The organism is Janthinobacterium sp. BJB426, from assembly GCF_002735705.1.
GTDB lineage: Bacteria > Pseudomonadota > Gammaproteobacteria > Burkholderiales > Burkholderiaceae_D > Janthinobacterium.
This window is the reverse complement of the sequence record NZ_PDZL01000036.1, coordinates 1-25,591: the sequence shown is the minus strand read 5'-3', so window position 1 is coordinate 25,591 and position 25,591 is coordinate 1. Positions and strand designations below refer to the sequence as shown.

The following is a 25,591-nucleotide window of genomic DNA, read 5'->3' as shown; positions in this document are numbered from 1 at the left end:
GCAGCCTGCGTCCGAGCAAGGGCGTGTTCCTTGACGGCGTGCTCGGCTACGGTACCCTGCAGTACGACGCCTCGCGCTACCTGTCCGATGGCAGCGGTTTCGCCACGGGCGAGCGCGACGGCAAGCAAGTGTTCGGCGCGTTGGTGGGCGGTATCGAGATGCGTCAGGAAACCTGGATGTGGTCGCCGTATGGCCGCGTGGAACTGATGTCGGCCAAGCTCGATCCGTACACGGAGAAGGCGGCGGGCATCAACGCCCTGAGCTACTTCAAGCAGACGGTGCGTTCGCGCATCGGCGCGCTGGGCGTGCGGGCCGAGGGTATCTATGTCGGTGGCCTGGGCACGTGGTTCCCGCGTGCGCGGCTCGAGTACCGCCACCAGTTCCAGGGCGCCGATGATGCGCGCCTGGCGTATGCCGACCTGGTGGCTGACGGTCCCGTGTACGTGATCCGCACGGTGCCGCAGCAGACGGGCAACTGGGCGGCCGGGCTGGGCGTCAAACTGCTGCTGTCGAACGGCATGACGATTACGCTGGACTACAACAGCAATCTGAACATCGATAGCGGGCGGACCCAGTCGGTGATGTTCGGCATCGCCATGCCGCTCAAGTAATCAACTAGCCCTCAACTTAGCCCTGATCGCCGGCCCGGAGCCAATCCGGTCCGGCGATTTTTTTTGTCCGCGCGCCATCACAGCGTCCACGGATGGTCTTCCGCGCCGGCAACAATGCCGCCCAGCAGTGCCTGGTCGCGCTCCGCGTGGCTCTGGCGCAGGAACACGGGCAGGTCGGCAGCCAGGCGGGCGAAACGGGCATCGCGGCACAGGGGGGCTGCGCCCAGCGCCCGTGTGGCCAGGTGCAAGACCAGGGTGGCGGCATCTTCCGTTGCCAGGCGCAGGCGCAGGGCCAGTCCCATGGCGTCGCGTTGCGGGTGCAGGTCGATTTCGGCGGCGCCTTCGCGCAGCAGGGCGCCGGTGGCGCGCAAGACGCAATCGATTTGCCCCAGCTGCGCCAGGCGGACGGGGTCGGGGGCGGCGTGTTGCGCGCGTGCATGCAGGTGGCTGGCGACGGCGCAGGCCGCGCCATACCAGGCGGCCGCGATGCCCGCGCTGCCATGCCAGAAGCCGGGCCGCTGCAGATAGGCGCCCGGCGCGCCCACGGGAAAGGCGCGCGCGGCAGAAAAAGTCACGTCGACGCTGGCGCAGGCATGCATGCCGACGGCTTGCCAGCCTTCGTCCGTGACGTGCACGCCGGGCTGCGACAGCGGCACCGAGGCCAGGCAAGCCTGGCCTGCGTCGTTCCAGCAGCTGATCAAAGCATGGCTGAGGCCCTTCGCTCCGGCACACCAGGCCTTGCGTCCGTCGAGTACATGGCGGCCCTCGGCCGTCTGCCGCAAGCGGACGCGCGCGCCCGGCAGGTCCGTGCACCAGACGCCCCAGCTGCTGCCGGCCGGCACGGCGGAGCCGCCGATTTCCGCCAGGATGGCGAGCGCATCGGTATGGCCTTCATACAGCTTGAGCAGGGAGAGGTCGACGGCGGCGATGGCGGCCAGCATTTGCCAGCGCTGCAGGGTGGCGCCGTGGCCGGGCAGGGGCAGCAGGTCCAGTCCCGCGTCGCGCAAGCGCCGCAAGCCTTCGATGGGGTGGAAAGCGCTGTCCTGAGGCTGCAGCAGGGCGTCCAGTGCAGCGTGGGAGGGCAGGGGAAAGGCATGGTGTGACATGGCAAGCTCCTGTTTTTCTACAGGATAGCTTTTTATTTTTGCAATGTCTGTTTGATTTTACACAGACTCCCGTTCACGCTTGCGAGTCCATGAAGCGGCGGGCGAGAAGATGCGCCGTGGCAACTGCAGGGCCGGGCGGCCCCGCAGCTGATCACGCGCTTATTTTTTCACGTAATGCACGTCCAGGACATACACGCCCTTTTTCGGGTCCAGCACCACCGAGTACAGGTCGTTGCCGTGCAAGGACAGGCCGCCGGGGATGCTCGGCGCCGGCAGCATGCCTTCATCCCACATGCACGATTCGCCATTATCCACGTTGACGCACCATTGCTGCTTGCCATCGCGCAATACATATTGCACGGTGGCGCCGCTGCGCTGGAAGGTATAGGCCGGCACCGACGAGGTGACCTTGTCGACGCGCAAGTTCGTTGCCGCGGCGTTTTCCGCCAGCTTGATCGGCATGTCGGCTGTACCGTCCGGCTTGCCGGTGATTTTCGCGCTCATGCCGTCCGTCGCGACCACGGGGCCGGTGCAATCGGCCTTGAAGTAGGTTTCGCCGGTCGGCGTCAGTTCCAGCGAACCGCTGCCGTCGCTCTTGAGCGCGATGACGAGCAGTTGACGGTCGTGATTGTCGCACGCCGATTGCCACGTGCCGAGATATGCGGCCAGTGGCGAGGTGGAACCGGAATCGCCGGCAAGCTGCTGCGCCGAACCGCCGCCACCGCCGCCACCGCAGCCGGTCAGGAGTGCCGCGGTCGAGCCGACCAATACTGCCAATAATTTTTTCATTCAGAGTCCTTTTTATCCGGCAGCGGTGCGTGCCGTCAACGCGGCCTGATTATAGGATTATTAATAGGAAGGAATTCTCACCGAATCTATCGATGATTTGATTTGGATCATGTCGCGGCAATGCGCTGAAATGATTTGCGGGAATGAAGGGAGGATGTGGTGTAACTGGTGTGCATTGCGCCGCTCACGCGGCGCAATGGCTGATTATTGGCTGATTACTGACTGATTTATTGTTTTACATAGTGCATATCGAGCACATAAGCACCGTCTTTTTGCATCACGGTAAACAATTCGTTACCGCGCAAATAAAAGCCGCCGTTGCCACTTACTGCCTGTTGTATGCCGGTATCCGGGATGTCCGTGGTGTCGCCACTGCCATCGGTGATGCGCCAACGGGGTTTGCCATCGACCATTACCGTGGTGACGGCCGGGCCCGTAATCTGGATGGTGTGGGCTGGCAGCGACGATACGACCTTGTCGATGCGGATGTCCGTGGCAGGGCTGTCCGCCGTCAGTTTGAGCTGGATATTGCCTGCGCCATCCGGCGTCGCGGTAATCTTTTCACTCGTGGTTTCCGTAAATTGCACGGGGCCGCTGCAATCGGCAGTGCTGAAGGTTTCATCGTAGGTCGATATTTCCAGGGCGCCGCTGCCATCGTTCTTGAGGGCGACGACGAGGCGCTGGCGGAAAGAGTCGTTACAAGCGGGTGTCCAGGTACCAACATAGGCGGCCAGTGCGGGAGGCGGCGGAGGTGCGACCACCACTGGCGGGGGCGCTACCACCACTGGCGGGACCGCTACGTCTGCATTGCCGTTAGCACTACCGTTAGCATTACCATTAGCGCTACTGTTTCCGCCACCACCGCAACCAGTCAATACCACTGTGCCCGATACCATTAATAAAGCCAATACTTTTTTCATCCGTGATTCCTGTAAATCTTCAACCGGCTGGAAGCGTGCCGGATACGCGGCGATATTATAAAGTACATGCGTATCTTATTTTTCTGAAATCTGTAATTGGCCGCAATTCCTGCATTGAAAATGGTCATCGGATAAATTCCGGCAGGAGCGGTTGACCATTTTCCTGGTGCTGATGTGGCGGGAAATAAAGGAAGGTAATCTCACGTGCGGCCATTCACTGGCGTCGAGGAGAAACAGGCGGGTGCCGCGCCGCATCCGGCGCGAGGCAGGTATTGATATGGCCGTTTATGAAATTCGTGCCGGCGCCTGAATCTGGCGCCGGCCGCAGCCGGAAATGGCCGGTTTAAAACTCTTCCCAGTCATCGCCTGCCGGCGCCTTGGCCGGCGCATGCTGTGCCGCTTGCGGCTTGGCAACACTCAGGCGTTTGGCTGGCGTGGCTGTCTTGGGCGTCACGGCGCGCGGCGCGGCTGGCGCTGCAGCCGGCGTTGCCTGCCGCGCCTGCTCGCCCAGCTTGAACACGCTGACCACCTCGGCCAGATGGCTGGCCTGGTCTTGCAGGCTTTCGGCGGCCGCTGCCGCTTCCTCGACGAGGGCCGCGTTTTGCTGCGTCACGCCATCCATCTGCGCCAGCGCCTGGTTGACCTGGGCGATGCCGTCGCTTTGCTCGGTGGTGGCGACGCTGATGTCGGCCATGATGGCGGTGACCTTGCGCACGCTGTCGACCACCTGCTCCATGGTGGCGCCTGCTTCATCGACAAGCTTGCTTCCGGCGGCCACCTTGCCCACGGAATCGTCGATCAGCAGCTTGATTTCCTTGGCCGCCGCGGCGGAGCGCTGCGCCAGGTTGCGCACTTCCGTAGCGACGACGGCAAAACCGCGCCCCTGTTCGCCCGCGCGCGCCGCTTCCACAGCCGCGTTCAGCGCCAGGATATTCGTCTGGAAGGCGATGCCGTCGATGACGCTGATGATGTCGACGATCTTGTTTGACGAGTCATTGATCGACGTCATGGTTTCTATGACTTTGCCGACCACTTCACCGCTCTTCTGTGCCACACTCGATGCGGAAGCAGCCAGTTGATTCGCTTGGCGCGCATGGTCGGCATTTTCCTTGACGGTGCCCGTCAGTTCTTCCACGGAGGCGGCCGTTTCTTCCAGCGAGCTGGCTTGCTGTTCCGTGCGGGCCGACAGGTCGTTATTGCCTTGCGCAATTTCTGCGCTGGCGCGCGCCACGTTGTCGGCACTGGCTTGCACTTGCTGCAGCACGGCGTGGATCTTTTCGACGAAGGCGTTGAAACCCTTGCCGATGACGGCGAGCTCGTCGGTGCCCTTGACTTCCAGCTTGACGCGCAGGTCGGCATCGCCGCTGGACAGGTCCGTCATGGTGCGGCCCAGGGTGCGCAGGGGGCGCGTCAGCTGGTTGACGACGAGGATCAAAATGCCGGCCGTGGCTGCCGCGCACAGCAGGGCAACGATCAGCGTGTAGACCATCAGGTCGCGCGCCGAGGCGGTGGCCACGCTTTTCGGGAAATTCAGTTCCACGCTCCATGGCGCGATGTCGGGGTGGATCTGCAGCGGCTGCAGCAAGTGGATGTAGCCCTTGTCGTCCTCGTATTCATACGCCTGGCCCTGGCGCACCTTTTCCAGGCCGGCGGCGGGCACGTCGTCCGCCTTCTTGCCCAGCCGTGCAGGCTCGGGGTGGCTGGCGTACAGGCCGCCGTTCGAGATCAGGGCCAGCTTGCCGCCCTCGATCACTTTCAGGTCGGCGAGGATTTTCGCCAGGCGCGTGAGCATGAAGTCGGCGCTGGCCGTGCCCTTGAAGCTGCCGTCGATCATGATGGGCGCCACCAGCGAAGCCATCAGCACATCCTTGCCGTCGACGGGGTAGATATACGGTTCCGTAAAGTAAGTCTTGCCGGTGCGCTTGGGCACGTCGTACCAGTCGTTGGCGCCCGCTTTCGGGTCGAAGACGATGGGTTCGACTTGCAGCTTGCCGCCGGCGCCCCGTGTCCAGTAGGGCATGAAGCGGCCGCTGGCGTCGTAGTTCGGTTTCTGGTTGGCAAACTCCGCATCCTTGCCGTCGAGCGCATTCGGCTCCCACGTCACGGCCGAGCCCAGCAAGTCTTCCGAGCTGGTCAACGTCGCCTTGGTCAGTTCATTGATCTGGTCGCGCTGCAGGGGCAAATTCGCGCCCTTGGTGCCGCGCATGGCGCCGGCCAGGCTGGAAACGCTCGACAGGTTGCTGGCGATGCGCGCCTGCAGCGCACCGGCCACTTCGCGTGCCGACGTGCGCGCCAGTTCCAAAGCAGCCGCCTCGGCGCTGGCGCTGCTCTTGTAGCCGATCACGGCCGCCGTGACGCCGAGGCTGAGGATGGCGAGCGCAGTGGCGGCGACGCAGATTTTACTGTTCAGTGATAGTTGCATGAGGCTGTTCCTTGATGGGGAGGGGTATCGGTGTCTCGGGCGTCGCGGGTAGCGTGCCTAGAAAGTCTTGCTGACGGCCAGCACGAAGGTCGTCGCGGCCGGGTTCGAAGTGTCGAACTGACCGGCTGCATTCGGGATGCCTAAAGTGTAATGGTCGTAGGCGTCGCTGGCGCCCCAGGCGCGCGTGACGGCGCCGCTCAGGCTCCAGCCGCCGTCGAAGGTTTTGGTGACGCCCACCTTGGCGTCGCGCCAGTTCCACATGGCATTGCCCGTGCCCGCCACCCGGCCGTTGCCGGCGTGCAGGTTCAAGGTCCAGGCATTGCCCAGGTCGACATTCGCGCCCACGTCGAGATAACCGGTGCCGCGCGCATTGGTGATGCCGAAGAAGTCCTGCGTGACGGTGCGGTTGTACTTGGCGTACAGCATGTGGTAGGTCAGGCCCAGCGACAGTTCGCCATAGTCGTATTTCACGCCCGTGGCGCGGTAGATGGCGCCCGGATATTTGTAATAGTAGGCCAGCACGCTGTAACCGAGTTCGCCCGCCGTGCCGCTGTAGCCGCCGTACAAGTCCCATTCGATGGTTGCATCCTCGATATAGCGGTCGCTGACGGTGGACGCCCAGGTGCCCAGCGACCAGCCGCTCGGGTGCGCGTAGTCGGCACCCGCCTGCAGGGCCGGCTTGCCCCAGGTCTGGCGAAAGCCGCGCGAGATGTATTGCGAGGTGAGGCTGGCATTGGCGCTGAAGGTGGCGGCAGGGCTGTCCGTGGTCTGCGCCTGCACGGGCAGGGCGGCCGCCAGCAGGAAGGCGCAGCCCAGCAACGATGAGGCGGGGAAATGGTGGTGCGATGGCATGGCAGTCAGCTCCGTATTTGCTGGCAGCGGCCGTCCAGGCGCGTTGCCCTGATGGTTGCAATAAAAATGCGGAATGGACTTTTGTAGAGGCAAGGCGAGGCCGCGTGCATGCTCGTCTGAACATGCACAGATTCTCACCAAACGTAACTGAAAGGATAGGGGCTAGGGCTAGTGGAAGTCAATAAAGTTGCGCTACGGAAATCGTAAGTTGTTGTTTCCTGGCACTTTTTCATGCTCCTGTCACATTTCCGGCCTGCCCCGGCTGGCGGCCTGTTGCAAGCCGGCCAGCAAGCCTGGCAGGGCCGCATGCAAGGCTTGCAGGCTGTCGGCGTCCAGCCCGGCCTGCATTTCCACCCGGCCCGAGGGCTGGCCCCAGACGACCTGTGCGCTGAGCCGGGCGCCGGCGTCGAGTCCCGTGACGCTGACCAGCAGCGCGACTTCTTCCGGCGCATCCTCGGGCACGTCTGCGAGCAGGCAGGAAATGCCGAAATGATAATCCTGGAAGGCGCTGGCCGTGCCGCTGGAAAAGGCGAAGACGGAAGCGAGCACCTGCGGCGCGGCGGCCGCCAGTGACGGCAGGGCGGCGCGAAACAGGGGTAGCAAGTCGTTTTCCAGCTGCTGTACCAGCGGATGAGTGTGGCTGAGGACGGTCATGGGCGGAGGAAAGGAGTGGCGGCGCGCGATGGTAGCAGTTTTCGCCGCCGCCGGGGGCCATCGTCAGGCGGCGTAGCGGCTGGCCATGCTGGCGATGGTGCTTTTCATCTGTTCGCGCAGTGCGGCGGGCGCCAGCACTTCCACGCCATCGCCCAGGCCCAGCAGCCACCATTGCAGTTCACGCGTGCTGGGCACGGTGGCGGTCAGGTGCAGCGTACCGTCGGCGCGTTCCTGCAGTTGCTGGTCCGCGCTCAGCGGCGTCTCGTACAGGTGCTCGCCGCTGCGGCGGGCAAACACGGCTTCAAGCTGCAGCGGTTCGCCCTCGCGGATGCCCATGGCGCCGGAGGCGATATACGCATCGATGTCGAAGCCGGGCTGCGCGCGCGCGGCAAGGAAGAGCATTTCCGCCTGTTGCACGCGGTGCAGGACCAGGGTGCGCACGTCGTTGTAGTCAGCGAACAGGCATACCAGGTAGAGCAACTGACCGCGCTGCACGATGGCCAGCGGATGGACGGCGTCATAGTTGACGGGACTGTCGTTGTCACGCTTCTTGTAGCTCAGCTTGAGCTGGCGGTTTTGCATCAGCGCTTCATACACGGTGCGCTGGCAAGCTTCGTCGATGTCGGGCGCCAGCAGCCGCTGCATGGGGGCGATGACGCGTATCTTGTCCAGCCAGGCGGATGCGCTGGCACGTTCGCTGGCCGCGTTCAGGGTCTGGCGGGCCGCGCTGAAATACGGCTGCATGCTGTCCAGGGTGGATGGCGGCAATGCATGGCGCATGTGCTGTTCCATCAGGGCCAGGGTCAGTGCGGCTGGCGTCGACAGGCCCGGCATGTCCATGCGCGCCGCATTTTCCATCCAGCACCAGCCAAACGGCTTGCTGTCGGCGGGATTGGTCAGCGGGAAAATTTCGGCCAGGTCGAGCAAGTCGCGCTGGATCGTGCGCACGCCGATGGCAAAGTCGATGGCCTTGAGCTTGTCGTGCAATTCGGCGACGGTGATGGTGCGTGGCGCCTGCGGTATCAGGCGCAGCATTTGCCATTGGCGCATGATGGTGGAAGGGCGGGGCGCTTGTTCAGACATGGTGATTCCGTTCTCTTCAGTGGCAGGATGTGTACTGACAAGTACACAAGTTAACGAATGGTAACATTGATTCGATGGCAATTACAGGGCGTCCAGCATGGCTGCCCTGACGCAATTGCGCCCCGCGTGCTTGGCCTGGTACAGCAGGCGGTCGGCCGCCGCGACCAGGGCGGCGGCGCCGGGCGCCCGGCTATCGGGCGTACACGCGAGGGAGGCGACGCCGAAGCTGGCCGTCGTCCCGATGTGCCGTGCCAGGCCGTCGCGCAGGCGTTCGGCCAGGCGCACGCCGCCCGCCAGGTCCGTTTCAGGCAGGATCAGCAGGAATTCCTCACCGCCGTGGCGCACCACGCTGTCGATGCCACGGCGCGTGGCGTTGCCGAGCAGGCCGGCAAAGGTGCGCAGCACGGCATCGCCCGCAGCATGGCCGTGGGCGTCGTTGATGCGCTTGAAGTGGTCGAGATCGCACAGGATGGCCGTCAGGCACAGGCCATGGCGTTGTGAACGCGCAAGTTCGGCGCCCAGCAAGTGCTCGTCGAGGTAGCGGCGGTTGTAGCAGCCGGTCAGGTGGTCGCGCACGGCCTGTTCGGTCAGGATGGCGTGTTGCAGGACGTGCGCGCGGCGCTGGCGCTGCTGGCCATGGCTGGCACACAGGCCAGTCAGGTTGAGCAGCAGCAAGGTGGCGGCGTTGCCGGCTTGAAAGTTATCCTGCAGGCCGAGCCAGGCCAGGCTCGCCACGATGGCCAGGCCGGCGCCGCCCAGCAGTTGCCGCGTGATGCCGGCATAGGGGGCAACGAGCAGGATGCAAAAGGCGGTTGCGTGCCAGCCGGCGTCGGTTTCGCGCAAGGCATAGCAGAGCAGGAACACGAGCAGGTCCAGCGCCAGCAGCGCGGTGCCGGAGGCGGCGCTGCCAGGCTGTGCGGCGGGTGCGCGCAAGGCCCGCAGCAGCATGGCCAGAATAAGCAGGCAGCAGGCCAGGCCCAGCGGCCAGCCGGCGGGCGGCAGCAGCGCGACGGCAAAGCTGGCGCTGGCGCCGGCATGTAGCGCCAGCAAGGGAAGCGGCGCCGGATTGCGGAGATCGTCAATTGCATGGTGCAAATGCATGGAAACCTGTCGGATAGCGAATCGGGCCTCCATTCTTGCCCGGCCCTGCGACAAGCCACGACGCGTTGCCCCACCATGCTGCATATCAGATTGGTCCTACCAGTGACCCTTATTCGTCGCTGGTGACGCGCGTGCGCACGAAATCGATGTGGCCTTGCATGGCCGTTCGCGCTTCTTCGGGCTGGCTGGAGCAGATGGCCTCGCACAGCGTGCGGTGCTGCGACAGCAGTTGCAGCGAAGTCGCCTCGTCCTGCTGGCGCAAGCCCGTGCCATTGATGGTGATGTGTTCGCGCAGCATGCCGATGATGCTGGTGTGCAAGTGCAGAAACATGGTGTTGTGCGACGCCTGCGCGATGACTTCATGCAGCCGTGCATCGGCCTGCGCCTCGCCATGCTTGTCATCGCTGGCGCGCGCCTGTTCCAGCTCGGCCAGCAGCGCCATGATCTGCGCGCGCTCGTCGCCGCTGGCCCGCTGCGCCGCAAAATAGGCCGTCGCCCCTTCCAGCACGCGGCGAAATTCCAGGATGTCGTTGCGCAGGGCGGGGTGGTCGGCGACCAGCTGGCTCCACGGCGACGCCATGCCGGTGCGCAATTGATCCGTCACAAATACGCCGGCGCCGTGCCGGCTGCGCACGAGGCCCCGCGCCGCCAGCCGCTGCACCGCTTCGCGCACGGTGTTGCGCGAAACCGCATATTGCTGCGCCAGCAGGCGTTCGGCCGGCAGCTGCGCGCCCGCCGGCAAGCTGCCGTCCAGCAGGGCCGTTTCCAGCCGGCGCATCACCATCTCGACCCTGCCCCGCGTTTGCATGCCTGTCGCCATCGCTGTCTTCCGGTGTTGTTTTAAAGTGGTCCGAGCAATTTGAAGTGGCTCGCGGAAACTGGAATTATGCGTGAACCGGTCATTCTTAACAACACACAGCGGCGCCGCAGCAACATACAGAGCGCCGGGGAGACACACTCATGCAGCCAGACCCGCGCCAGCCACGCCGCTATCCACCCGCACCGCTCCAGGTGTATCTGTTCGCCACCTGCCTGGTCGACCTGTTCGTGCCGCAGGCGGGACTCGACGCGGTGCGCCTGCTGGAGCGGGAAGGCTTGCTGGTGCATTATCCGCGCGGCCAGAGCTGCTGCGGCCAGCCCGCCTACAGCAGCGGCAATCCGGAGCAGGCGCGCGCCGTGGCCCGCGCCCAGCTCGACCTGTTTGCGCAGCCGTGGCCCGTGATCGTGCCGTCCGGCTCTTGCGCCGGCATGATGCGCCACCACTGGCCGCAGCTGTTCCAGGACGACCCCGTCGCCGGTCCCAAGGCGGTTGAACTGGCCGAACGCGTGTATGAACTGAGCGAATTTCTCGTCTGCGTGCTGAAACTCGACCTGGCCGACCTGGCAGGCGCAGGGCAGGCCCAGGAAAGCGTGGTGCTGCACACCTCGTGCGGCGCGCGCCGCGAAATGGGCACGCGCCTGCACGGCGTGGCCCTGGTCGACGCCTTGCCCGGCGTGACGCGCATCGAACACCAACGCGAATCGGAATGCTGTGGCTTTGGCGGCACGTTTTCATTGAAGCATCCGGACATTTCCGGCGCCATGGTCACCGACAAGATCGCTTCGGCCTGCGCCACCGGCTGCGACCGTCTCGTCTCGGCCGATTGCGGCTGCCTGCTCAATATTGGTCACGCCGCGCAGCACCAGGGCGCGCCGCTGCCCGTCGAGCACCTGGCCAGCTTCCTGTGGCGCCGCACGGGAGGCGCGGCATGAGCGCGATCCTGACCGCCCGCGAACGCATGCTGGGGCGCTTGCGCGCCGCGGCCCCCACCGCGCCCGAGACGGTGGAGGTCATCGATACGGCCATCGACCGGCATTACCTGGCGCGCCGCGCGCAAGCGCCGCTGTCGCCACGGGGCGCGATAGCCGCCATGCAGGCCGCCTTGCGCGCCGCGCATGCGCAAGTCGACTGCGTGAGCAGCGACGCCTGGCCCGCCCTGCTGGCGCAGCGCCTCGGCGCGCAGCAGGTGCGCCGTTTGCTGATGGATACCGGCAGCGCCGAAGGGCTGGCCTTGCGCGCCGCCTTGCCCGCTGGCGTGGAAACGCTGTCCTTTGACCGTCCGCTGGCACAGTGGAAGGGCGAGTTGTTCGACACCGTCGACGCGGGGTTGACCGTCGCCCGTTCCGGCATCGCCGCCACGGGCACCCTGGTCATCGCGCCCGATGCGGCCGCGCCGCGCACGGTGTCGCTGGCGCCGCCGCTGCATATCTGCCTCGTGTATGCGAGCACCCTGCACGCGGACTTGCATGCGGCGGCACGCGCCGAGCGCTGGATGGATGGCATGCCATCGAATCTGGTGCTGGTGTCGGGGCCCTCGAAAACGTCCGATATCCAGCAAACCCTCGCCTATGGCGCGCACGGTCCGCGCTGGCTGTGGGTGCTGATCATCGATGATTTATCTGCCCATGAAGGAGGCCAGCCATGAACGCCAAGCCCCTGCAATTCGTCAAGCCGGCGGACTTCCATGCGCGCGCCCGCGCCGCGCTGGACGACCCGAAGCTGCGCCAGAGCTTTCGCGGCGCCATGGATTTTTTACAGGACAAGCGTAGCGCCCAGTTCCCCGACGGCGACGAACTGGAGCGCCTGCGCGACCTCGGCGAAGCCGTGCGCCAGCATGCGCTGGCGCGCCTGCCCGATTTGCTGGTGCAGCTGGAAGACAAGCTGACGGCGGCCGGCGTGCAGGTGCACTGGGCCGAGGATGGCGAGCAAGCCAACGCCATCATCCACGCCATCGCGCAGCGTAATCAGGCGACGCGCTTCATCAAGGGCAAGTCGATGGCCAGCGAGGAAATCGAGCTCAATCACTACCTGGAAGCGCGCGGCATGAGCTGCCTGGAATCGGACATGGGCGAGTACATCGTGCAGCTGGCCGGCGAAAAGCCGTCGCACATCGTCATGCCGGCCATTCACAAGACCAAGGCCGACATCGCCGGCCTGTTCGCCGAGCACATTCCCGACGCGCCCTACACGGAAGACGTCGACAGCCTGATCCAGACGGGACGGCGCGCCCTGCGCCAGGCGTTTGTCGAGGCGGACATCGGCCTGTCGGGCGTGAACTTCGCGGCGGCCGACACGGGCACCCTGTGGCTGGTGGAAAACGAGGGCAATGGCCGGCTGACGACGTCCGTGCCGGAGGTACACATCGCCATCATGGGCATGGAAAAGGTGGTCGCCAAGCTCGAACATATCGTGCCGCTGGCGAGCCTCTTGACGCGCTCGGCCACGGGCCAGGCCATCACCACGTATTTCAACCTGATTTCCGGTCCGCGCCGCGCCGGTGAGCTGGATGGCCCGCGCGAAGTGCACCTGGTCTTGCTCGACAACGGCCGCAGCCAGGCCTACGCCGACGAGCAGCTGCGCGCTACCTTGCAATGCATCCGCTGCGGCGCCTGCATGAACCACTGCCCCGTCTACACGCGCATCGGCGGCCACGCCTACGGCACCACGTATCCGGGGCCGATCGGCAAGATCATCTCGCCCCATTTGCTGGGACTAGCTGCGACGGCCGACCTGGCCACCGCGTCGAGCCTGTGCGGCGCTTGCGGCGAGGTGTGCCCCGTGCGCATCCCGATTCCGCAACTGCTGGTGCGCCTGCGCACGGAGGCCAACCGCAATCCGCACGAGGAAGTCAGCCATCCGCTGCGCGGCCAGGGTGCCAAGTTCAGCCGCGGCGAAAGCCTGATCTGGCGCTTCTGGAGCGGCGCCTTTGCGCGTCCTGCCAGCTACCGCCTGTTCCGCTGGGCCGCCACGCGGCTGCGGATGCTGACGCCGCGCGCGCAACTGGGCTGGACGCAGCACCGCAAGCCCTTGACACCGGCGCCGCGCAGCCTGGCCGACCTGCTCAATGCGCGGGGACAGGAAGAATAGCCCGGCCCCGCAGCCTCGCAGCACCGCAAAAAACACGCTACACACAATTACATCAAAAGCCGTTTTTTACTTAACCCGCATCCACCGGAGGAGACCCGACATGCAGACCTGGACCCAACTTTATACACCGCTCGGCAGCCTGTGGCTGTCGTCGCTGGCGGCAGCCGTTCCCATCATTTTCTTTTTCATCGCCCTGGCGGCACTGCGCATCAAGGGCCACGTGGCGGCCGCCGTCACCCTGGCGCTGGCGCTGGCCGTCGCCATCTTCGCGTATGGCATGCCCGTGCCGCAGGCGCTGGCGGCGGCCGGCTACGGTTTTGCGTATGGTTTGTGGCCCATCGCGTGGATCATCGTCACGGCCGTCTTCCTGTACAAGATCGTCGTGAAGACGGGGCAGATCGAGATCATCCGCGCCTCCGTATTGTCTGTTACGGACGACCAGCGTTTGCAGGTGCTGCTGATCGGCTTTGCCTTCGGCGCCTTCCTGGAAGGGGCGGCCGGTTTTGGCGCGCCCGTGGCGATCACGTCGGCCTTGCTGGTGGGCCTGGGCTTCAACCCGCTGTATGCGGCGGGCCTGTGCCTGATCGCCAATACGGCGCCCGTGGCCTTTGGCGCCATGGGCATCCCCATCATCGTGGCGGGCCAGGTGACGGGCATCGATCCGTTCCTGATCGGCGCCATGGCGGGCCGCCAATTGCCGCTGCTGTCGCTGCTGGTACCGTTCTGGCTGGTGTTCATGATGGATGGCTTTCGCGGTGTGCGCGAAGTGTGGCCGGCCGCGCTGGTGACGGGTTTGAGCTTTGCCGTGACCCAGTACTTCACGTCTAACCATATCGGCCCTGAGCTGCCGGACATCACTTCGGCCCTCGTCAGCCTGGTGTCGCTGACCCTGTTCCTGAAAGTGTGGCAGCCGAAGAATGCGAAAGTGGCCCATGCCGTCGGCGGTGGCACGGCTGCGCTGTCCGGTTTTGGCGGTGGCGCCGGCAAGGCGGACTTGCGCGGCAGCGGCAGCCGCGCCGCCTCGCCCTACACGACGGCGCAGACCATGCGCGCCTGGGCGCCGTTCGGCCTGCTGACGGCCATCGTCACCGTCTGGAGCCTGCCCGGCTTCAAGGCCCTGTTCGCCGCCGGCGGGGCGCTATCGAGCCTGGTTGTCAAGATCCACGTGCCTTACCTCGATAAACTGGTGATCAAGACGATGCCCATCGTGGCGGAGCCGAAGGCGTATGACGCCGTCTTCAAGCTCGACCTGCTGTCGGCCGTGGGCACGGCGATCTTGCTGACGGCCGTGCTGTCGATGCTGATGCTGCGCATGAAGCCGCGCGATGGCCTCAAGGCCTTCGTCGAAACGCTCGTGGAATTGCGCCGTCCCGTGCTGTCGATCGGCCTGGTGCTGGCGTTTGCCTTCGTTGCCAATTACTCGGGCATGTCGTCCACCCTGGCCCTGTTGCTGGCCGGCAGCGGCGCCGCCTTCCCGTTCTTCTCGCCATTCCTGGGCTGGCTGGGCGTCTTCCTGACGGGTTCCGATACGTCCTCCAACGCCTTGTTCTGCTCCCTGCAAAACACGACGGCGCACCAGATCGGCGTCTCCGACACCTTGCTGGTGGCGGCCAATACGACGGGTGGCGTGACGGCGAAGATGATCTCGCCCCAATCGATCGCCGTCGCCTGTGCGGCAACAGGCCTGGTGGGCAAGGAATCGGACCTGTTCCGCTTTACCCTGAAGCACAGCCTGATGTTTGCCGTGATCATCGGCATCATCACCATGCTGCAGGCCTACGTATTCACCGGCATGATCCCGCACTGAGCGGTCCGTAGAAGTACGTAGTAAAACTAGATGAATTGATAGTAAAACGTGCATCAGGTCATGAAAATGACCTGATGCACTGCAGCATATCCAAGATAGCCCGGCGCAATGCCGGGTCTGCGGCGATGCCTTCCGCATCGAGACCCGACCCCAGCAGGGGCAGGCTGATACAGGCCTCGTCGATCAGTCGTGCCGACATGGTGCGTACCGTTTCGCGCAGGGCCGCTTGCGCATGCGTGGCGCGCGGCGAGGCGTTCAGCAGCACCAGCGGCTTGTCGATGAACGATTCATTTCCCACCATCCAGTCCAGCGCGTTTTTCATGGGGCCACTCACGCCGTGCGCGTACTCGGGACTGGCCAGCAGCAGCACGTCGGCCGCCAGGATGGCGTCGCGCAGGCCCGTCACGGCCGGCAGGCTGTCGGCGTCGAGGTCGGGATTGAACAGGGGCAGTTCACCGAGTCCCGGATAGATACGGATGTCGAATGGCGCTGGGGCAAGCCGGGCGATGGCGCGCAGCAGGGCGGTGTTCAGCGAGGCGGCGCGCAGGCTGCCGGCGATGGCGAGGATGGTAATGGGCGTTTGCATCCCGCCTGTATAGCCCATCCTGTGCTCAAGCGCAAGGCGAGCAGGATGGCGCTATCGATGTTGCAACAGCCGAAGATGGGCTGCGTGTTGCCGTACTAATTAACGGCTCAGACCGCTCATCCAGCTTGGCTGCGGGTTGGCACGGGCCAGTTCGCGCATGCGGTATTCCAGATCGTAGCGGTCGGTCGATTCGGCCAGGTAGGCTTCTTCGTAAGCGCGCTCGCGGCGGTCGCTGCTTTGGTTCAGCCAGGCACCGACGCGCTTGGCGGCGTGGACCAGGGTAGCGACGATATTGCTGTTTTGCGTGGTGTGATAGGTAAATGCGGTAGACATGGCAGACTCCTTATGTGGCGTGCCGCGTTGTGCTGCACTGCAATATAAGTATAGCGATTCCAAGTTATAAGGCTACTTTTGATTTCAAATGTCAGCTATTCAATTTTGAAATAACAGCCGCTAAAGCTGCGCAATACGGGGCTTTAAGGCATAATGCCGGCGCAGTATCGTAGTTTTACTACAAGACTGTTTTGTCCTGGATGTTGTTTTCAGACGCAGCCCGCAGGCGCGCCGCGTCCACAAGACATCATCTGACGAGAAACGGTCGGCCGTGCGCCTGCCGCGCGCAAGAGTCGCCATGCCTGCCCCCATTTCGTCAATGGCAGTCATGGCCCACGCTGATATCTGCGTGGCGCTTGCGCGTCCTGGTGCTGCCCGGGTGGAAACGCTTCCATGCCTGGCAAGATCAACTTGGAATTGAAAAATGGAGAAGGTATGGAATACGTAAAGCAAGGTCCGGGCATACAGTCCGCACAGGCCGGCACGCAAAACAATACAGGCGCCCTGATCATTGTCACGGTGCTGTTTTTCATGTGGGGACTGCTGACATCGCTCAATGATGTGCTGATCCCCCATCTGCGTTCGATCTACACCCTGACCTATGTCCAGGCGATGCTGGTGCAGTTCTGCTTCTTTGGCGCCTACGCCATCGTTTCGCTGCCCGCCGGCATGCTGATCAAGAAAATCGGTTACCAGCGCGGCGTCGTCGCCGGCCTGCTGATCGCGGCCGCCGGCTGCGCCATGTTCTACCCGGCGTCCACCGGCAGCTATGCGCTGTTCCTCTTGTCCTTCTTCATCCTGGCGGCCGGCATCACCGTGCTGCAGGTGGCGGCCAATCCCTACGTGACGGAACTGGGCGACCCGCAGACGGCGTCGAGCCGTTTGACCCTGACGCAAGCGTTCAACGCGCTGGGCACCACCGTGGCGCCTGCGCTGGGCGGCATGCTGATTTTGTCGGGCACCGTGCTGACGGTGCAGCAGTTCGATCTGCTGCCGGCCGTCGAGCAACTGGCTTACCGCGCCAAGGAAGCGGCTTCCGTGCAGGGGCCGTACCTGGTGCTGGCCGCTACCCTGGTGATCCTGGCGGTGCTGTTCGCGCTGGCCAAATTGCCGAAGATTTCGCATGCCGACGATGCGGCCGCCCTGGCGCAAGATGGCCACAAGGTCTCGATCTGGTCACACCGCCACCTGGTGCTGGGCGCGCTGGCCATCTTCCTGTATGTGGGCGGTGAAGTCAGTATAGGCAGCTTCCTGATCAACTTCCTGGGCGAGAGCCATATCGCTGGTCTCAGCCACGCCGACGCCGCGTATTTCGTCAGCTATTACTGGGGTGGCGCCATGCTGGGCCGCTTCGTCGGCTTTGCCGTGATGCGCTATGTCAGCCCGGGCAAGACCCTGGCCTTCAACGCCGCCGTCGTCATCGCGCTGATCCTCGTTGCCGTGTTCTCCAGCGGTCACACTGCCATGTGGGCATTGATCGCCGTAGGCCTGTTCAACTCCATCATGTTCCCGACCATCTTCAGCATGGCCCTGAACAAGCTGGGCGCGCAAACGGGTCAAGGTTCGGGCATCCTGTGCATGGCCATCGTCGGCGGCGCCATCGTGCCGTTCATCCAGGGCTTCCTGGCCGACCACATCAACCTGCAGCTGTCCTTCCTCGTGCCGGCCCTGTGCTACACCTTCATTCTGTACTTCGGCTGGAAGTACGCCAGCATGTACAACGACGACGCCAAGTAAGCAAAGTGGCGTGATCAATCAAAAGGGTGGCTTCGGCCACCCTTTTTTGCATTAATGAGCGAACTGCGTGCCCAGCACGTCCTGGCATACCTCGAGCCAGGCGCGCGCCGCGTGCGACAGATAGCGCCCGCTCCAGATATGCGCCACCTGCCACGCCACTTCCGGCTCGACGATGCGCACCGCCTCCAGCGGTTCGCCGGCCAGGCGGTGGATGAACGGCTCGGGCAACAGGGCCACGCCCAGGCCCGCCGAGGCCATCGCCACCAGCCAGTCCCACTGCCCGCTCTGCGCGGCGATGGTCGGCGTGAAGCCCGCTTGCGCGAAATGCTGGCGCAGGCTGCGCGTGAGCGCGAAATCATCTTTCAATAACACCAGCGGCAGCTCGGCCAGCGCCTTGAAGGGCAGTGTCGTGCGGTTTTTCTGGAAGGTGCCCGGCTCGGCCAAGGCCCAGATCGGATAGTTGGCCACTTCCACGGCCACGAGATCGAGTTCCGGGTCGGCCGGCAGCACCGTCATGCCGATTTCCAGCTCGCCGGCCGCCACCTTGCGCTCGATCTGCTGGCCCGTGTCTTCCTGCAAGGTCAGGCTGATGTTCGGATGGCGCGCGCGGAAGGCTTTTAGTACGGGCGTAAACAGCACATTGATCATGGGCGGGATGCCGACTGTCAGGCTGCCGCGCTGCAAGGCCTGCGTGTCGCGCACTTCCAGGGTCAGCTGGCGCATATTGGCCAGCATTTCCTGGCCGTGCTGGTAGACGATGCGGCCCGTGTCCGTCAGGGTCAGCTTGCGCCCGTCGCGTACCAGCAGCTGGGCCCCAACCTCGTCTTCCAGTTGGCGCACCATCTTGCTGATGGTCGACTGGGTCAGGTGCAGCGATTCGGCCGCCTGCGTAAAGCTCGACAGGCGCACGGTTTCGACGAAATAGCGCAGGGAACGGATATCCAAGAGGAGGCTCGGCGTTGGCAAAGCATGAAAATATCGACTGGATATGACGAAATTAATTCATGCCATGCATGTAGGCGCGATTTTATACTGAATCCACTTATGGGGTTGGTGTATGACAGCCATCCAGTTTGAGAATATTAAGAATATCAGGAGCATCACGATGTACGAGGACCGTATTCGCCACCCAGGCTTGCTCAGCAAAATCATGAGCGCCGATGAGGCCGCCAAATTGTTCCACAACGGCATGCGTGTCGGCATGAGCGGCTTTACCCGTGCCGGCGACGCCAAGGCCCTGCCGCGCGCGCTGGCCGAGCGCGCCCTGCAAGACCCGCTGAGCCTGACACTGATCACGGGCGCCTCGCTGGGCAATGGCAGCGATGGCCTGATGGCCGAGGCGGGCGTGCTGGCGCGTCGCATGCCGTTCCAGGTCGACCCTGTGCTGCGCGGCAAGATCAACAACGGCGAAGTCATGTTCATCGACCAGCATCTGTCGGAAACGGCGGAGCAACTGCGTTCGGGCAACTTGGCCGCCGTCGACATCGCCGTCATCGAAGCGACGGCCATCACGGCCGCCGGCGCCATCATCCCGACCATGTCGGTGGGCAACTCCGCCGCGTTTGCCCAGCAGGCCACGCAGGTGATCATCGAGATCAACCTGTCCACGCCGCTGGCGCTGGAAGGCTTGCACGACATCTATATTCCGCAAACCTTGCCGGGGCGCGAACCGATTCCCCTCACGCGCGTCGACCAGCGCCTGGGCAGCACGGCCATCGCCATCGACCCGGCCCGCATCGCCGCCATCGTCATCACGGACAGTCCCGACAGCCCGTCGAACGCCTTGCCGCCCGACGAAGAGACGCAAGCCATTGCCGGCCACGTGATCGCCTTCCTGGAGGGCGAAGTGGCGGCTGGACGCATGGGGCCGGAATTGCTGCCCCTGCAGGCGGGCATCGGCACCATCGCCAACGCCGTGCTGCATGGCCTGATCGGTTCGCCTTTCCGCAACATGACGATGTATTCGGAAGTGCTGCAGGACAGCGCCATCGAGTTGCTCGACTCGGGCCAGCTGGCGTTTGCCTCGGCCTCGTCGATTACCCTGTCGGCCGCCGTGCATCAAAAGCTGATGGACAATATCGACCATTACCGCTCGAAGATTGTGCTGCGCCCGCAAGAGATCAGCAACCATCCGGAAATCGTGCGCCGCCTGGGCATCATCGCCCTGAACACGGCGCTGGAATTCGACATTTACGGCAACGTCAATTCCACGCACGTGTGCGGCACGCACATGATGAACGGCATCGGCGGCTCGGGCGATTTCGCGCGCAACGGGCAAGTGTCGATGTTCGTGTCGAAATCGGCGGCCAAGGGCGGGCGCATTTCCAGCGTCGTGCCGATGGTCTCGCATGTCGACCACACGGAGCATGATGTCGACGTACTGGTGACGGAGTGGGGTTTTGCGGACTTGCGTGGCCTGGCGCCGCGCGAACGGGCGCCGTTGATCATCGAGCGCTGCACGCATCCCGCTTACCGCGATCAATTGCGCGCGTATTACGACGCGGCATGCCAGCGCGGCGGTCATACGCCGCACATCCTGGAACAGGCGCTGTCGTGGCATACGCGCTATCAGGAAACGCAGAGCATGCTCGAAGCGCAGTAAGCTTCGCGCATATCAAGACGGGGCAGGGCGGTGCAGCACTGCGCCTGCCTTTACTTTTTCTCAGTACATGTGCAGCGCCTTGGCGCCCAGGTCCAGCAAGGCAAGTTTGCGCTGGATCAAGCGTCAGGAAGCCGGTGCAAAGCGCAGGCGGATGCCTGTCGTGACGACGGCCAGCAAGTCGTCGATATGCGCGTTCATTTCCGGGTGCGGCGTCCACGGGTCGCCCGCATCCATGACGATGCGCAGCGACACGAGGCCGTGCAGCGACTGCCAGAAGATTTGCGTCATCGTATGCAGCGCCAGCTCGTCCTGGCGTACCTGGCCCGTTTGCGCCAGTTCGGTAAACAGGTGCAGCGCATAGGCGTACGGGTCTTGCTCGATATTGCCGTGTTCCACTTCGACGGCGTCGAGTTCCGCGTGCGGACGCAATTCCATGAAGATCAGCGAATACTCGTCGGGATGCTGGAAGCCGTACTCGATATAGGCGCGGCCGACCAGGGCGATGCGCTGCCATGGATCGTCGCTGGCGGCGCACGCCGTGCGCATGGCGCGCACCAGTTCCAGCAAGTCCTTGTCCATGGCCTGGGCGATCAGGGTGGCCTTGTCGCGGAACAGGGCGTACACGACGGTGGTGGAAAAACCGGCCGCCTCGGCCACCTTGCGGATGGAGACGGCGCGCGCGCCACCCTTCTTGATGAGATCTTTGACGACGTCGATGATGTGCTCGCGCCGCGCCTGCGCCTCGCGTAACTTTCTTTCCTGGATGTTAGTTAACTTCTTGTCCACGACTCTTTCCTGGCGACTCTATGAAAGCAAGAATTATAGGGGGGCGACCGGGCGCCAATGTGTCAGCCGCTGTTACAAAGCAGTTTTTTGTCCGGTAGATGCAACAGCTGACCGATTTTTCGCGCTTTTGCCCGGCACTTTTCCATCGATGCCCCGGATTGGTGCATAAATCGCCGGGCCAGGCTTTGCGAACGGGGTCAAAGGGCGGAAAATAGCGGGATAGCTTACACTGCGCTTTTTAGCGCGACGGCGCTAGCCCACGAGGCAACGCCGTAACACTTACCTTCGGACGGGATCATTACATGACCATTAAAATCAGCCAGAACTTCGACTCGGGCGCCATCGACGTGGTGAGCGCCGCCAGTGCCGGCGCCATCGACCTGAATTTGCGCAAGGATAGCCACGCCGACATCCACCAGTGGTTCCACTTCCGCCTGCAGGGCGCGCGTGGTCAGGCATGCACGATGCGCTTCCTGAACGCGGGCCAGGCTACCTATCCGGCCGGCTATGAAGACTACCAGGCCGTGGCCAGCTACGACAGCGAAAACTGGTTCCGCGTGCCGACCTCGTTTGATGGCCAGGTCATGACGATCTCGCACACGCCGGAACTCGACAGCGTGTACTACGCCTATTTCGAGCCGTATTCGTGGGAACGCCATCTGCGCCTGCTGGGCGAAGTGGCCGAGCATCCGCTGGCGCGCGTGTCCGACCTGGGCAGCACGGTCGACGGCCGCGACATGAACATGATTACCATTGGCAATCCGCAGGCGGAAAAGAAAATCTGGGTCATCGCGCGCCAGCATCCGGGCGAATCGATGGCCGAATGGTTCGTCGAAGGCCTGATCGACTCGCTGCTCGACGATGCCAACCCGATCGCGCGCAAACTGTTGCAGCGCGCCGTGTTCCACATCGTGCCGAACATGAATCCGGACGGTTCCATCCGCGGCAACCTGCGCACGAATGCGGCAGGCGCCAACCTGAACCGCGAATGGATGACGCCATCGCTGGAATCGAGCCCGGAAGTGCTGTGTGTGAAAAACAAGATCCACGAAACGGGCGTCGACATGTTCTTCGACATCCACGGCGATGAAGCGCTGCCGTACAACTTTGTGGCCGGCAATGAAATGCTGGAAAACTTCACGCCGGCGCAAGCGGCGCACCAGAAGGCCTTCATCGAGCGCTACAAGCAGGCCAGCCCCGACTTCCAGGACAAGTTCGGCTATGCGGCCAGCAAGTACAAGTCGGACATGCTGACCCTGGCGTCGAAGTACGTCGGCCATCACTTCGGCTGCCTGGCGCTGACCCTGGAAATGCCGTTCAAGGAAAACGCCGACTTGCCGGATCCGGCCGTCGGCTGGAATGGCGCGCGCAGCGCGGCCCTGGGCGCGGCCATGCTGCAGCCTATCCTGCTGTCGCTGGATTGAACGGCGTTGTTCATGGGTATCGAGATCGAGCGTAAATTTCTGCTTGCCAGCGACGCCTGGCGTGGCCTGGGCCAGCCGGTCCTGCTGCGCCAGGGTTATTTGTCGTCCGCGCGCGAGCGCGTGGTGCGCGTGCGCATCGAAGGCGGGCAGGCGATGCTGACCATCAAGGGGGCGAATGTGGGCGCGACGCGCGGCGAGTGGGAGTATCCGATTCCGCTGGCCGACGCCGCCGAACTGCTCGACGGCCTGTGTGAACAGCCGCTGATCGAAAAGTACCGTCATCGCATCGAACATGCAGGCATGGTGTGGGAAGTTGATGAGTTCCTGGGCGCCAATGCGGGCCTGGTGGTGGCCGAGATCGAACTGGCCTCGGAAGACCAGCCCTTCGAGAAACCCGACTGGATCGGCGCGGAAGTGTCGGGCGATACGCGCTACTACAACGCAAACCTGATCCGCCACCCGTTTTCACAGTGGTGATGTTGGCCACAGGAACTGGAAAATCACGGCATTCATCGTCAGATTGAATGCCGCGTGCGCCGCCATTGCTGGCCATAGCGAAGCATGGCGGCGACGTAACCACGCGAACAGGCAGGCTGTCGCAAACATCAGCACCACCCACACTGCCGCCGAGACCACATTCAGCGACAGGCCTGCAGCCGTCATGCTCAGGCCATGATGGCACAGGTGTGCCAGGCCGAACAGCCCTGCTTCCACGCAGGTGCTGCCGCGCACGGACAGTTTTTCCTCGAGTGCCTTTTGCAGCACGCCCCGAAAGAAGATTTCCTCCCCGATAGGGCTGAAGATGCAGGCCGGCACGGTGATCATCAGGTGCAGCATCCAGATGCTCAGCCCGGCCGTGGGCGCCGTGCGGCGAAAGCTCGTCGCTATGCTGACAAACCAGTTGTCCGGCGTGGCGTCATACAGCAGCATGCCCAGCGCAAAGCACAGGAGCGCGGCCGCCGCGCCGCAGATCAGCGCCAGGGCATAGGGCGCCTTGCCCGAGGGCGCTTGCAGGCCGATGCTGCGCCGTCCGTGCGGTGACAGCAAGATCCATGGCAAGGCCGCCATCACGCAAAAACTCAGTGGCAGCATCCAGAACAAATCCAATGGCCCCAGCGTGCCCATGACGCGCATGGCGATGAATACGCCTGCCAGCAACATTGCCAGCATGGGGAAGGACAGCGCCAGCAATGCTGGCCGCAGGGGAGGGAGCGAGGCTGGGCTGGAATGCATCGGCGGCCGGGGCGAAAAAAAGGCCGGAAGAAAACTTCCGGCCAGATAAATCATCAATTAATGGAAATGCTCGGTGCCTTGCGGCGTATCTTCCGGCATTTCCGCATGCGCCAGCTCGCCGACAGGATCGGCAAACAGGGGCGCGCCGCAATCGTCGCAGTATTCACCGACAAAACGTTCCGCGTGGCGCTTGATCTGCGTCACGCCGGCGGCGTTCAGGTGCTCGATGATTTCATCGACGGGCGTCTTTTGCTTGTCCAGCGCGGCGATGCCCACCTGGATCAAGCCTTCGATCGGCGTGCCATCCTCGTCTTCCTGGCCGTACAAAGGCCAGACGATGCCGTAGATGACGTCCGGCGCCTGGCGCAGGGTGAAGGCAATGCGGTACTCATCCACCTGGCCATCGGCCGCTTCCTCGCCGAAACCGGCGATGACGGCGCGCAGTTCCGACGGCTCGATGGCCAGCGTATGCGTCAGGTAATGCACGGCGGCACGCACGGAAACGGGGCGTATCAGCTTGTCCGCTTCGCGGCAGGCCACGTAATACGCTTCCGGCAGCAGCAACTCCAGGCCGCAGCCTGGCAGCAGGCGGGCAATCGTCGGCGTTGCCTGCGTGCGCCATTGTTCCAGGGCGGCGCTGCGCTCGGCGATGAAGTCGAGCTGGCTGGCCGGCGTCTGCCAGCGGAACAACGGTGCGCCCGCAGGGGCGACCACGGCCACCAGCAGGTAGCGCGTATCGGCCAGGAAGGGCGCCGTTTCCGCCTCTTTGGCTGACGGCTTGACGGCCGTGCCTTTCAGCGCGGCCAGTGCCAGCTTCTGCGTCTTGGCATAGGTCTCGACGTGGCTGCGCGGCAGCTGGTCGATCGAGTACAGGGTCGGCGCCATGGCCATCTTCGTGCCATCGGCCAGCAGGTGGGCGGCGAAATGCGCCGACAGCACGCCGTGCGCGTCGCCGGCCATGGGGCCGGAGGCGATGGAAAAGCGCGTCCACGCGAGGATGGGCACGGCGACCAGCAGGGCGTCGTAGCGCACGTCTTCATGTGTGACGACGGTCGATTCGCTGACGGCTTCAACGCAGTCCATCAGCACGTCGTAGGCGTTCAAGTCTTCCTTGAACAGGCTGCCCAGGGTGTTGTCGATGGTGTCCTGGTGGCCGGTTTTGAGTAATTTCTGGAGCTGCGTATCCAGGCTGTGTTCCCAGGACCGCTCTTCGAGACGGCTGGCTGCCTGTACGATCGCCTGGGCAAAGGTGACCAGGCGCTGGCTGTCGGCAGTCAGTTTATGGGATGAATCTTTGGAAGGACGACGCATAGCGGGATAAGAGTCTCGGAAAGTGAAAAAAATGGATCAGTCAAACAATGATAAACCCTTATAACCGTATTGTAGAGGATTCAGCCGCACGCAATACGTAAGCTGTCCTTAGATCATGCCAATAGTCGAAATTTCAAGTCGGAACGGGATGCCGGGACGAAAAAAAGCGCCGGTCGGAACCGGCGCTTTTATCTTGCCTCTGACCCGTCCTGGAATAAGTTGACACTTTTTCGATGCAGAGATGGAGTGTCAAATGGAACAAGGGTTTAGGCGCAGCCAGCGCGATTACAGTCTGGCTTTTAAATTGAGCGTTGTCGAGCAGGTGGA

At 63.6% G+C, this 25,591-nt stretch carries 26 protein-coding genes; 10 read left to right on the top strand and 16 right to left on the bottom strand.

Translation table 11 applies throughout. The features are described from left to right. On the top strand, window positions 1-611 hold a 611-nt coding region (locus CSQ93_RS28060; RefSeq protein ID WP_158301399.1), incomplete at its 5' end, for an autotransporter outer membrane beta-barrel domain-containing protein. A 77-nt stretch (window positions 612-688) separates the two neighbouring features. Here CSQ93_RS28060 and CSQ93_RS28055 read toward each other — a convergent pair. The 3 genes from CSQ93_RS28055 to CSQ93_RS28045 form a co-directional block, all read right to left on the bottom strand. Next, window positions 689-1,717, bottom strand: a complete 1,029-nt coding sequence (locus tag CSQ93_RS28055) for an acyl-CoA dehydrogenase (RefSeq protein ID WP_099380853.1) — start codon at window positions 1,715-1,717, stop codon at window positions 689-691. 159 nt (window positions 1,718-1,876) lie between these two features. Beyond that, window positions 1,877-2,506, bottom strand: coding sequence for a hypothetical protein (locus CSQ93_RS28050; RefSeq protein ID WP_099380852.1), 630 nt, complete (start codon window positions 2,504-2,506; stop codon window positions 1,877-1,879). Window positions 2,507-2,733: 227 nt separating this feature from the next. Further along, complete coding sequence (locus tag CSQ93_RS28045; RefSeq protein ID WP_158301398.1) at window positions 2,734-3,426, bottom strand: hypothetical protein; 693 nt, start codon at window positions 3,424-3,426, stop codon at window positions 2,734-2,736. A 151-nt stretch (window positions 3,427-3,577) separates the two neighbouring features. Here CSQ93_RS28045 and CSQ93_RS29125 point away from each other — a divergent pair, with 151 nt between their 5' ends. After that, on the top strand, window positions 3,578-3,736 hold the full coding sequence (locus tag CSQ93_RS29125; RefSeq protein ID WP_158301397.1) for a hypothetical protein: 159 nt from the start codon (window positions 3,578-3,580) through the stop codon (window positions 3,734-3,736). A 33-nt stretch (window positions 3,737-3,769) separates the two neighbouring features. Here the strand turns inward: CSQ93_RS29125 and CSQ93_RS28040 are convergent, their stop codons facing one another. The 6 genes from CSQ93_RS28040 to CSQ93_RS28015 form a co-directional block, all read right to left on the bottom strand. Continuing rightward, window positions 3,770-5,848 carry a methyl-accepting chemotaxis protein gene (locus CSQ93_RS28040; RefSeq protein ID WP_099380850.1) on the bottom strand — a complete coding sequence of 693 codons (2,079 nt, stop codon included), beginning with the start codon at window positions 5,846-5,848 and terminating at the stop codon, window positions 3,770-3,772. Window positions 5,849-5,905: 57 nt separating this feature from the next. After that, window positions 5,906-6,700 carry a TorF family putative porin gene (locus CSQ93_RS28035; protein WP_199534539.1) on the bottom strand — a complete coding sequence of 265 codons (795 nt, stop codon included), beginning with the start codon at window positions 6,698-6,700 and terminating at the stop codon, window positions 5,906-5,908. Between the two features lie 240 nt (window positions 6,701-6,940). Further along, window positions 6,941-7,354 carry a hypothetical protein gene (locus tag CSQ93_RS28030; RefSeq protein ID WP_099380849.1) on the bottom strand — a complete coding sequence of 138 codons (414 nt, stop codon included), beginning with the start codon at window positions 7,352-7,354 and terminating at the stop codon, window positions 6,941-6,943. 63 nt (window positions 7,355-7,417) lie between these two features. Continuing rightward, a complete protein-coding gene (locus CSQ93_RS28025) occupies window positions 7,418-8,437 on the bottom strand; it encodes a helix-turn-helix transcriptional regulator (protein ID WP_099380848.1) in 1,020 nt (339 codons plus the stop codon). An 81-nt stretch (window positions 8,438-8,518) separates the two neighbouring features. Next, a complete protein-coding gene (locus CSQ93_RS28020) occupies window positions 8,519-9,487 on the bottom strand; it encodes a GGDEF domain-containing protein (protein WP_158301396.1) in 969 nt (322 codons plus the stop codon). Window positions 9,488-9,647: 160 nt separating this feature from the next. Continuing rightward, window positions 9,648-10,346: a FadR/GntR family transcriptional regulator gene (locus tag CSQ93_RS28015; protein ID WP_099380846.1), complete on the bottom strand. Its 699-nt coding sequence runs from the start codon at window positions 10,344-10,346 to the stop codon at window positions 9,648-9,650. 152 nt (window positions 10,347-10,498) lie between these two features. Between CSQ93_RS28015 and CSQ93_RS28010 the strand changes: the two genes are divergently transcribed. From CSQ93_RS28010 to CSQ93_RS27995, 4 genes are all read left to right on the top strand, one after another. Then, window positions 10,499-11,290: a (Fe-S)-binding protein gene (locus CSQ93_RS28010; protein WP_099380845.1), complete on the top strand. Its 792-nt coding sequence runs from the start codon at window positions 10,499-10,501 to the stop codon at window positions 11,288-11,290. Then, window positions 11,287-12,003: a LutC/YkgG family protein gene (locus tag CSQ93_RS28005; RefSeq protein ID WP_099380844.1), complete on the top strand. Its 717-nt coding sequence runs from the start codon at window positions 11,287-11,289 to the stop codon at window positions 12,001-12,003. The genes CSQ93_RS28010 and CSQ93_RS28005 overlap by 4 nt, the downstream gene beginning before the upstream one ends. Beyond that, complete coding sequence (locus tag CSQ93_RS28000; protein WP_099380843.1) at window positions 12,000-13,445, top strand: LutB/LldF family L-lactate oxidation iron-sulfur protein; 1,446 nt, start codon at window positions 12,000-12,002, stop codon at window positions 13,443-13,445. The genes CSQ93_RS28005 and CSQ93_RS28000 overlap by 4 nt, the downstream gene beginning before the upstream one ends. Before the next feature lie 100 nt (window positions 13,446-13,545). Further along, window positions 13,546-15,252 carry a lactate permease LctP family transporter gene (locus CSQ93_RS27995; protein WP_099380842.1) on the top strand — a complete coding sequence of 569 codons (1,707 nt, stop codon included), beginning with the start codon at window positions 13,546-13,548 and terminating at the stop codon, window positions 15,250-15,252. A 58-nt stretch (window positions 15,253-15,310) separates the two neighbouring features. Here CSQ93_RS27995 and CSQ93_RS27990 read toward each other — a convergent pair whose 3' ends face one another. Then, window positions 15,311-15,838: an NADPH-dependent FMN reductase gene (locus tag CSQ93_RS27990; RefSeq protein WP_099380856.1), complete on the bottom strand. Its 528-nt coding sequence runs from the start codon at window positions 15,836-15,838 to the stop codon at window positions 15,311-15,313. A gap of 99 nt (window positions 15,839-15,937) precedes the next feature. Next, the gene (locus CSQ93_RS27985) at window positions 15,938-16,171 is read right to left on the bottom strand and encodes a DUF3563 family protein (RefSeq protein WP_080698581.1); all 234 of its coding nucleotides are present in this window, start codon (window positions 16,169-16,171) and stop codon (window positions 15,938-15,940) included. A 435-nt stretch (window positions 16,172-16,606) separates the two neighbouring features. Between CSQ93_RS27985 and fucP the strand changes: the two genes are divergently transcribed. Then, entirely contained in the window at window positions 16,607-17,908 is a 1,302-nt protein-coding gene (gene fucP, locus CSQ93_RS27980; RefSeq protein WP_099380855.1) for an L-fucose:H+ symporter permease, read from the top strand. A 51-nt stretch (window positions 17,909-17,959) separates the two neighbouring features. Here the strand turns inward: fucP and CSQ93_RS27975 are convergent, their stop codons facing one another. Continuing rightward, entirely contained in the window at window positions 17,960-18,853 is an 894-nt protein-coding gene (locus CSQ93_RS27975; protein ID WP_099380841.1) for a LysR substrate-binding domain-containing protein, read from the bottom strand. A gap of 160 nt (window positions 18,854-19,013) precedes the next feature. Between CSQ93_RS27975 and CSQ93_RS27970 the strand changes: the two genes are divergently transcribed. Then, window positions 19,014-20,510, top strand: a complete 1,497-nt coding sequence (locus CSQ93_RS27970; RefSeq protein WP_099380840.1) for an acetyl-CoA hydrolase/transferase family protein — start codon at window positions 19,014-19,016, stop codon at window positions 20,508-20,510. Between the two features lie 123 nt (window positions 20,511-20,633). On the opposite strand, the gene CSQ93_RS27965 is transcribed toward CSQ93_RS27970, so the two are convergent. Further along, window positions 20,634-21,296, bottom strand: coding sequence for a TetR/AcrR family transcriptional regulator (locus CSQ93_RS27965; protein WP_099380839.1), 663 nt, complete (start codon window positions 21,294-21,296; stop codon window positions 20,634-20,636). Window positions 21,297-21,598: 302 nt separating this feature from the next. On the opposite strand from CSQ93_RS27965, the gene CSQ93_RS27960 reads away from it, so the two are divergent. Together CSQ93_RS27960 and CSQ93_RS27955 are read left to right on the top strand one after the other, a co-directional pair. Then, window positions 21,599-22,720, top strand: a complete 1,122-nt coding sequence (locus CSQ93_RS27960) for a M14 family metallopeptidase (RefSeq protein ID WP_099380838.1) — start codon at window positions 21,599-21,601, stop codon at window positions 22,718-22,720. A 12-nt stretch (window positions 22,721-22,732) separates the two neighbouring features. Further along, complete coding sequence (locus CSQ93_RS27955) at window positions 22,733-23,197, top strand: CYTH domain-containing protein (protein ID WP_099380854.1); 465 nt, start codon at window positions 22,733-22,735, stop codon at window positions 23,195-23,197. Here CSQ93_RS27955 and CSQ93_RS27950 read toward each other — a convergent pair. The 3 genes from CSQ93_RS27950 to CSQ93_RS29615 form a co-directional block, all read right to left on the bottom strand. Further along, the gene (locus tag CSQ93_RS27950) at window positions 23,186-23,953 is read right to left on the bottom strand and encodes a CPBP family intramembrane glutamic endopeptidase (RefSeq protein ID WP_158301395.1); all 768 of its coding nucleotides are present in this window, start codon (window positions 23,951-23,953) and stop codon (window positions 23,186-23,188) included. The genes CSQ93_RS27955 and CSQ93_RS27950 overlap by 12 nt on opposite strands. 57 nt (window positions 23,954-24,010) lie before the next feature. Further along, a complete protein-coding gene (locus CSQ93_RS27945) occupies window positions 24,011-25,264 on the bottom strand; it encodes a DUF2863 family protein (protein ID WP_099380836.1) in 1,254 nt (417 codons plus the stop codon). Between the two features lie 133 nt (window positions 25,265-25,397). Further along, window positions 25,398-25,591: hypothetical protein (locus tag CSQ93_RS29615; RefSeq protein WP_233516383.1), on the bottom strand; the 194-nt coding region annotated here is incomplete at its 5' end.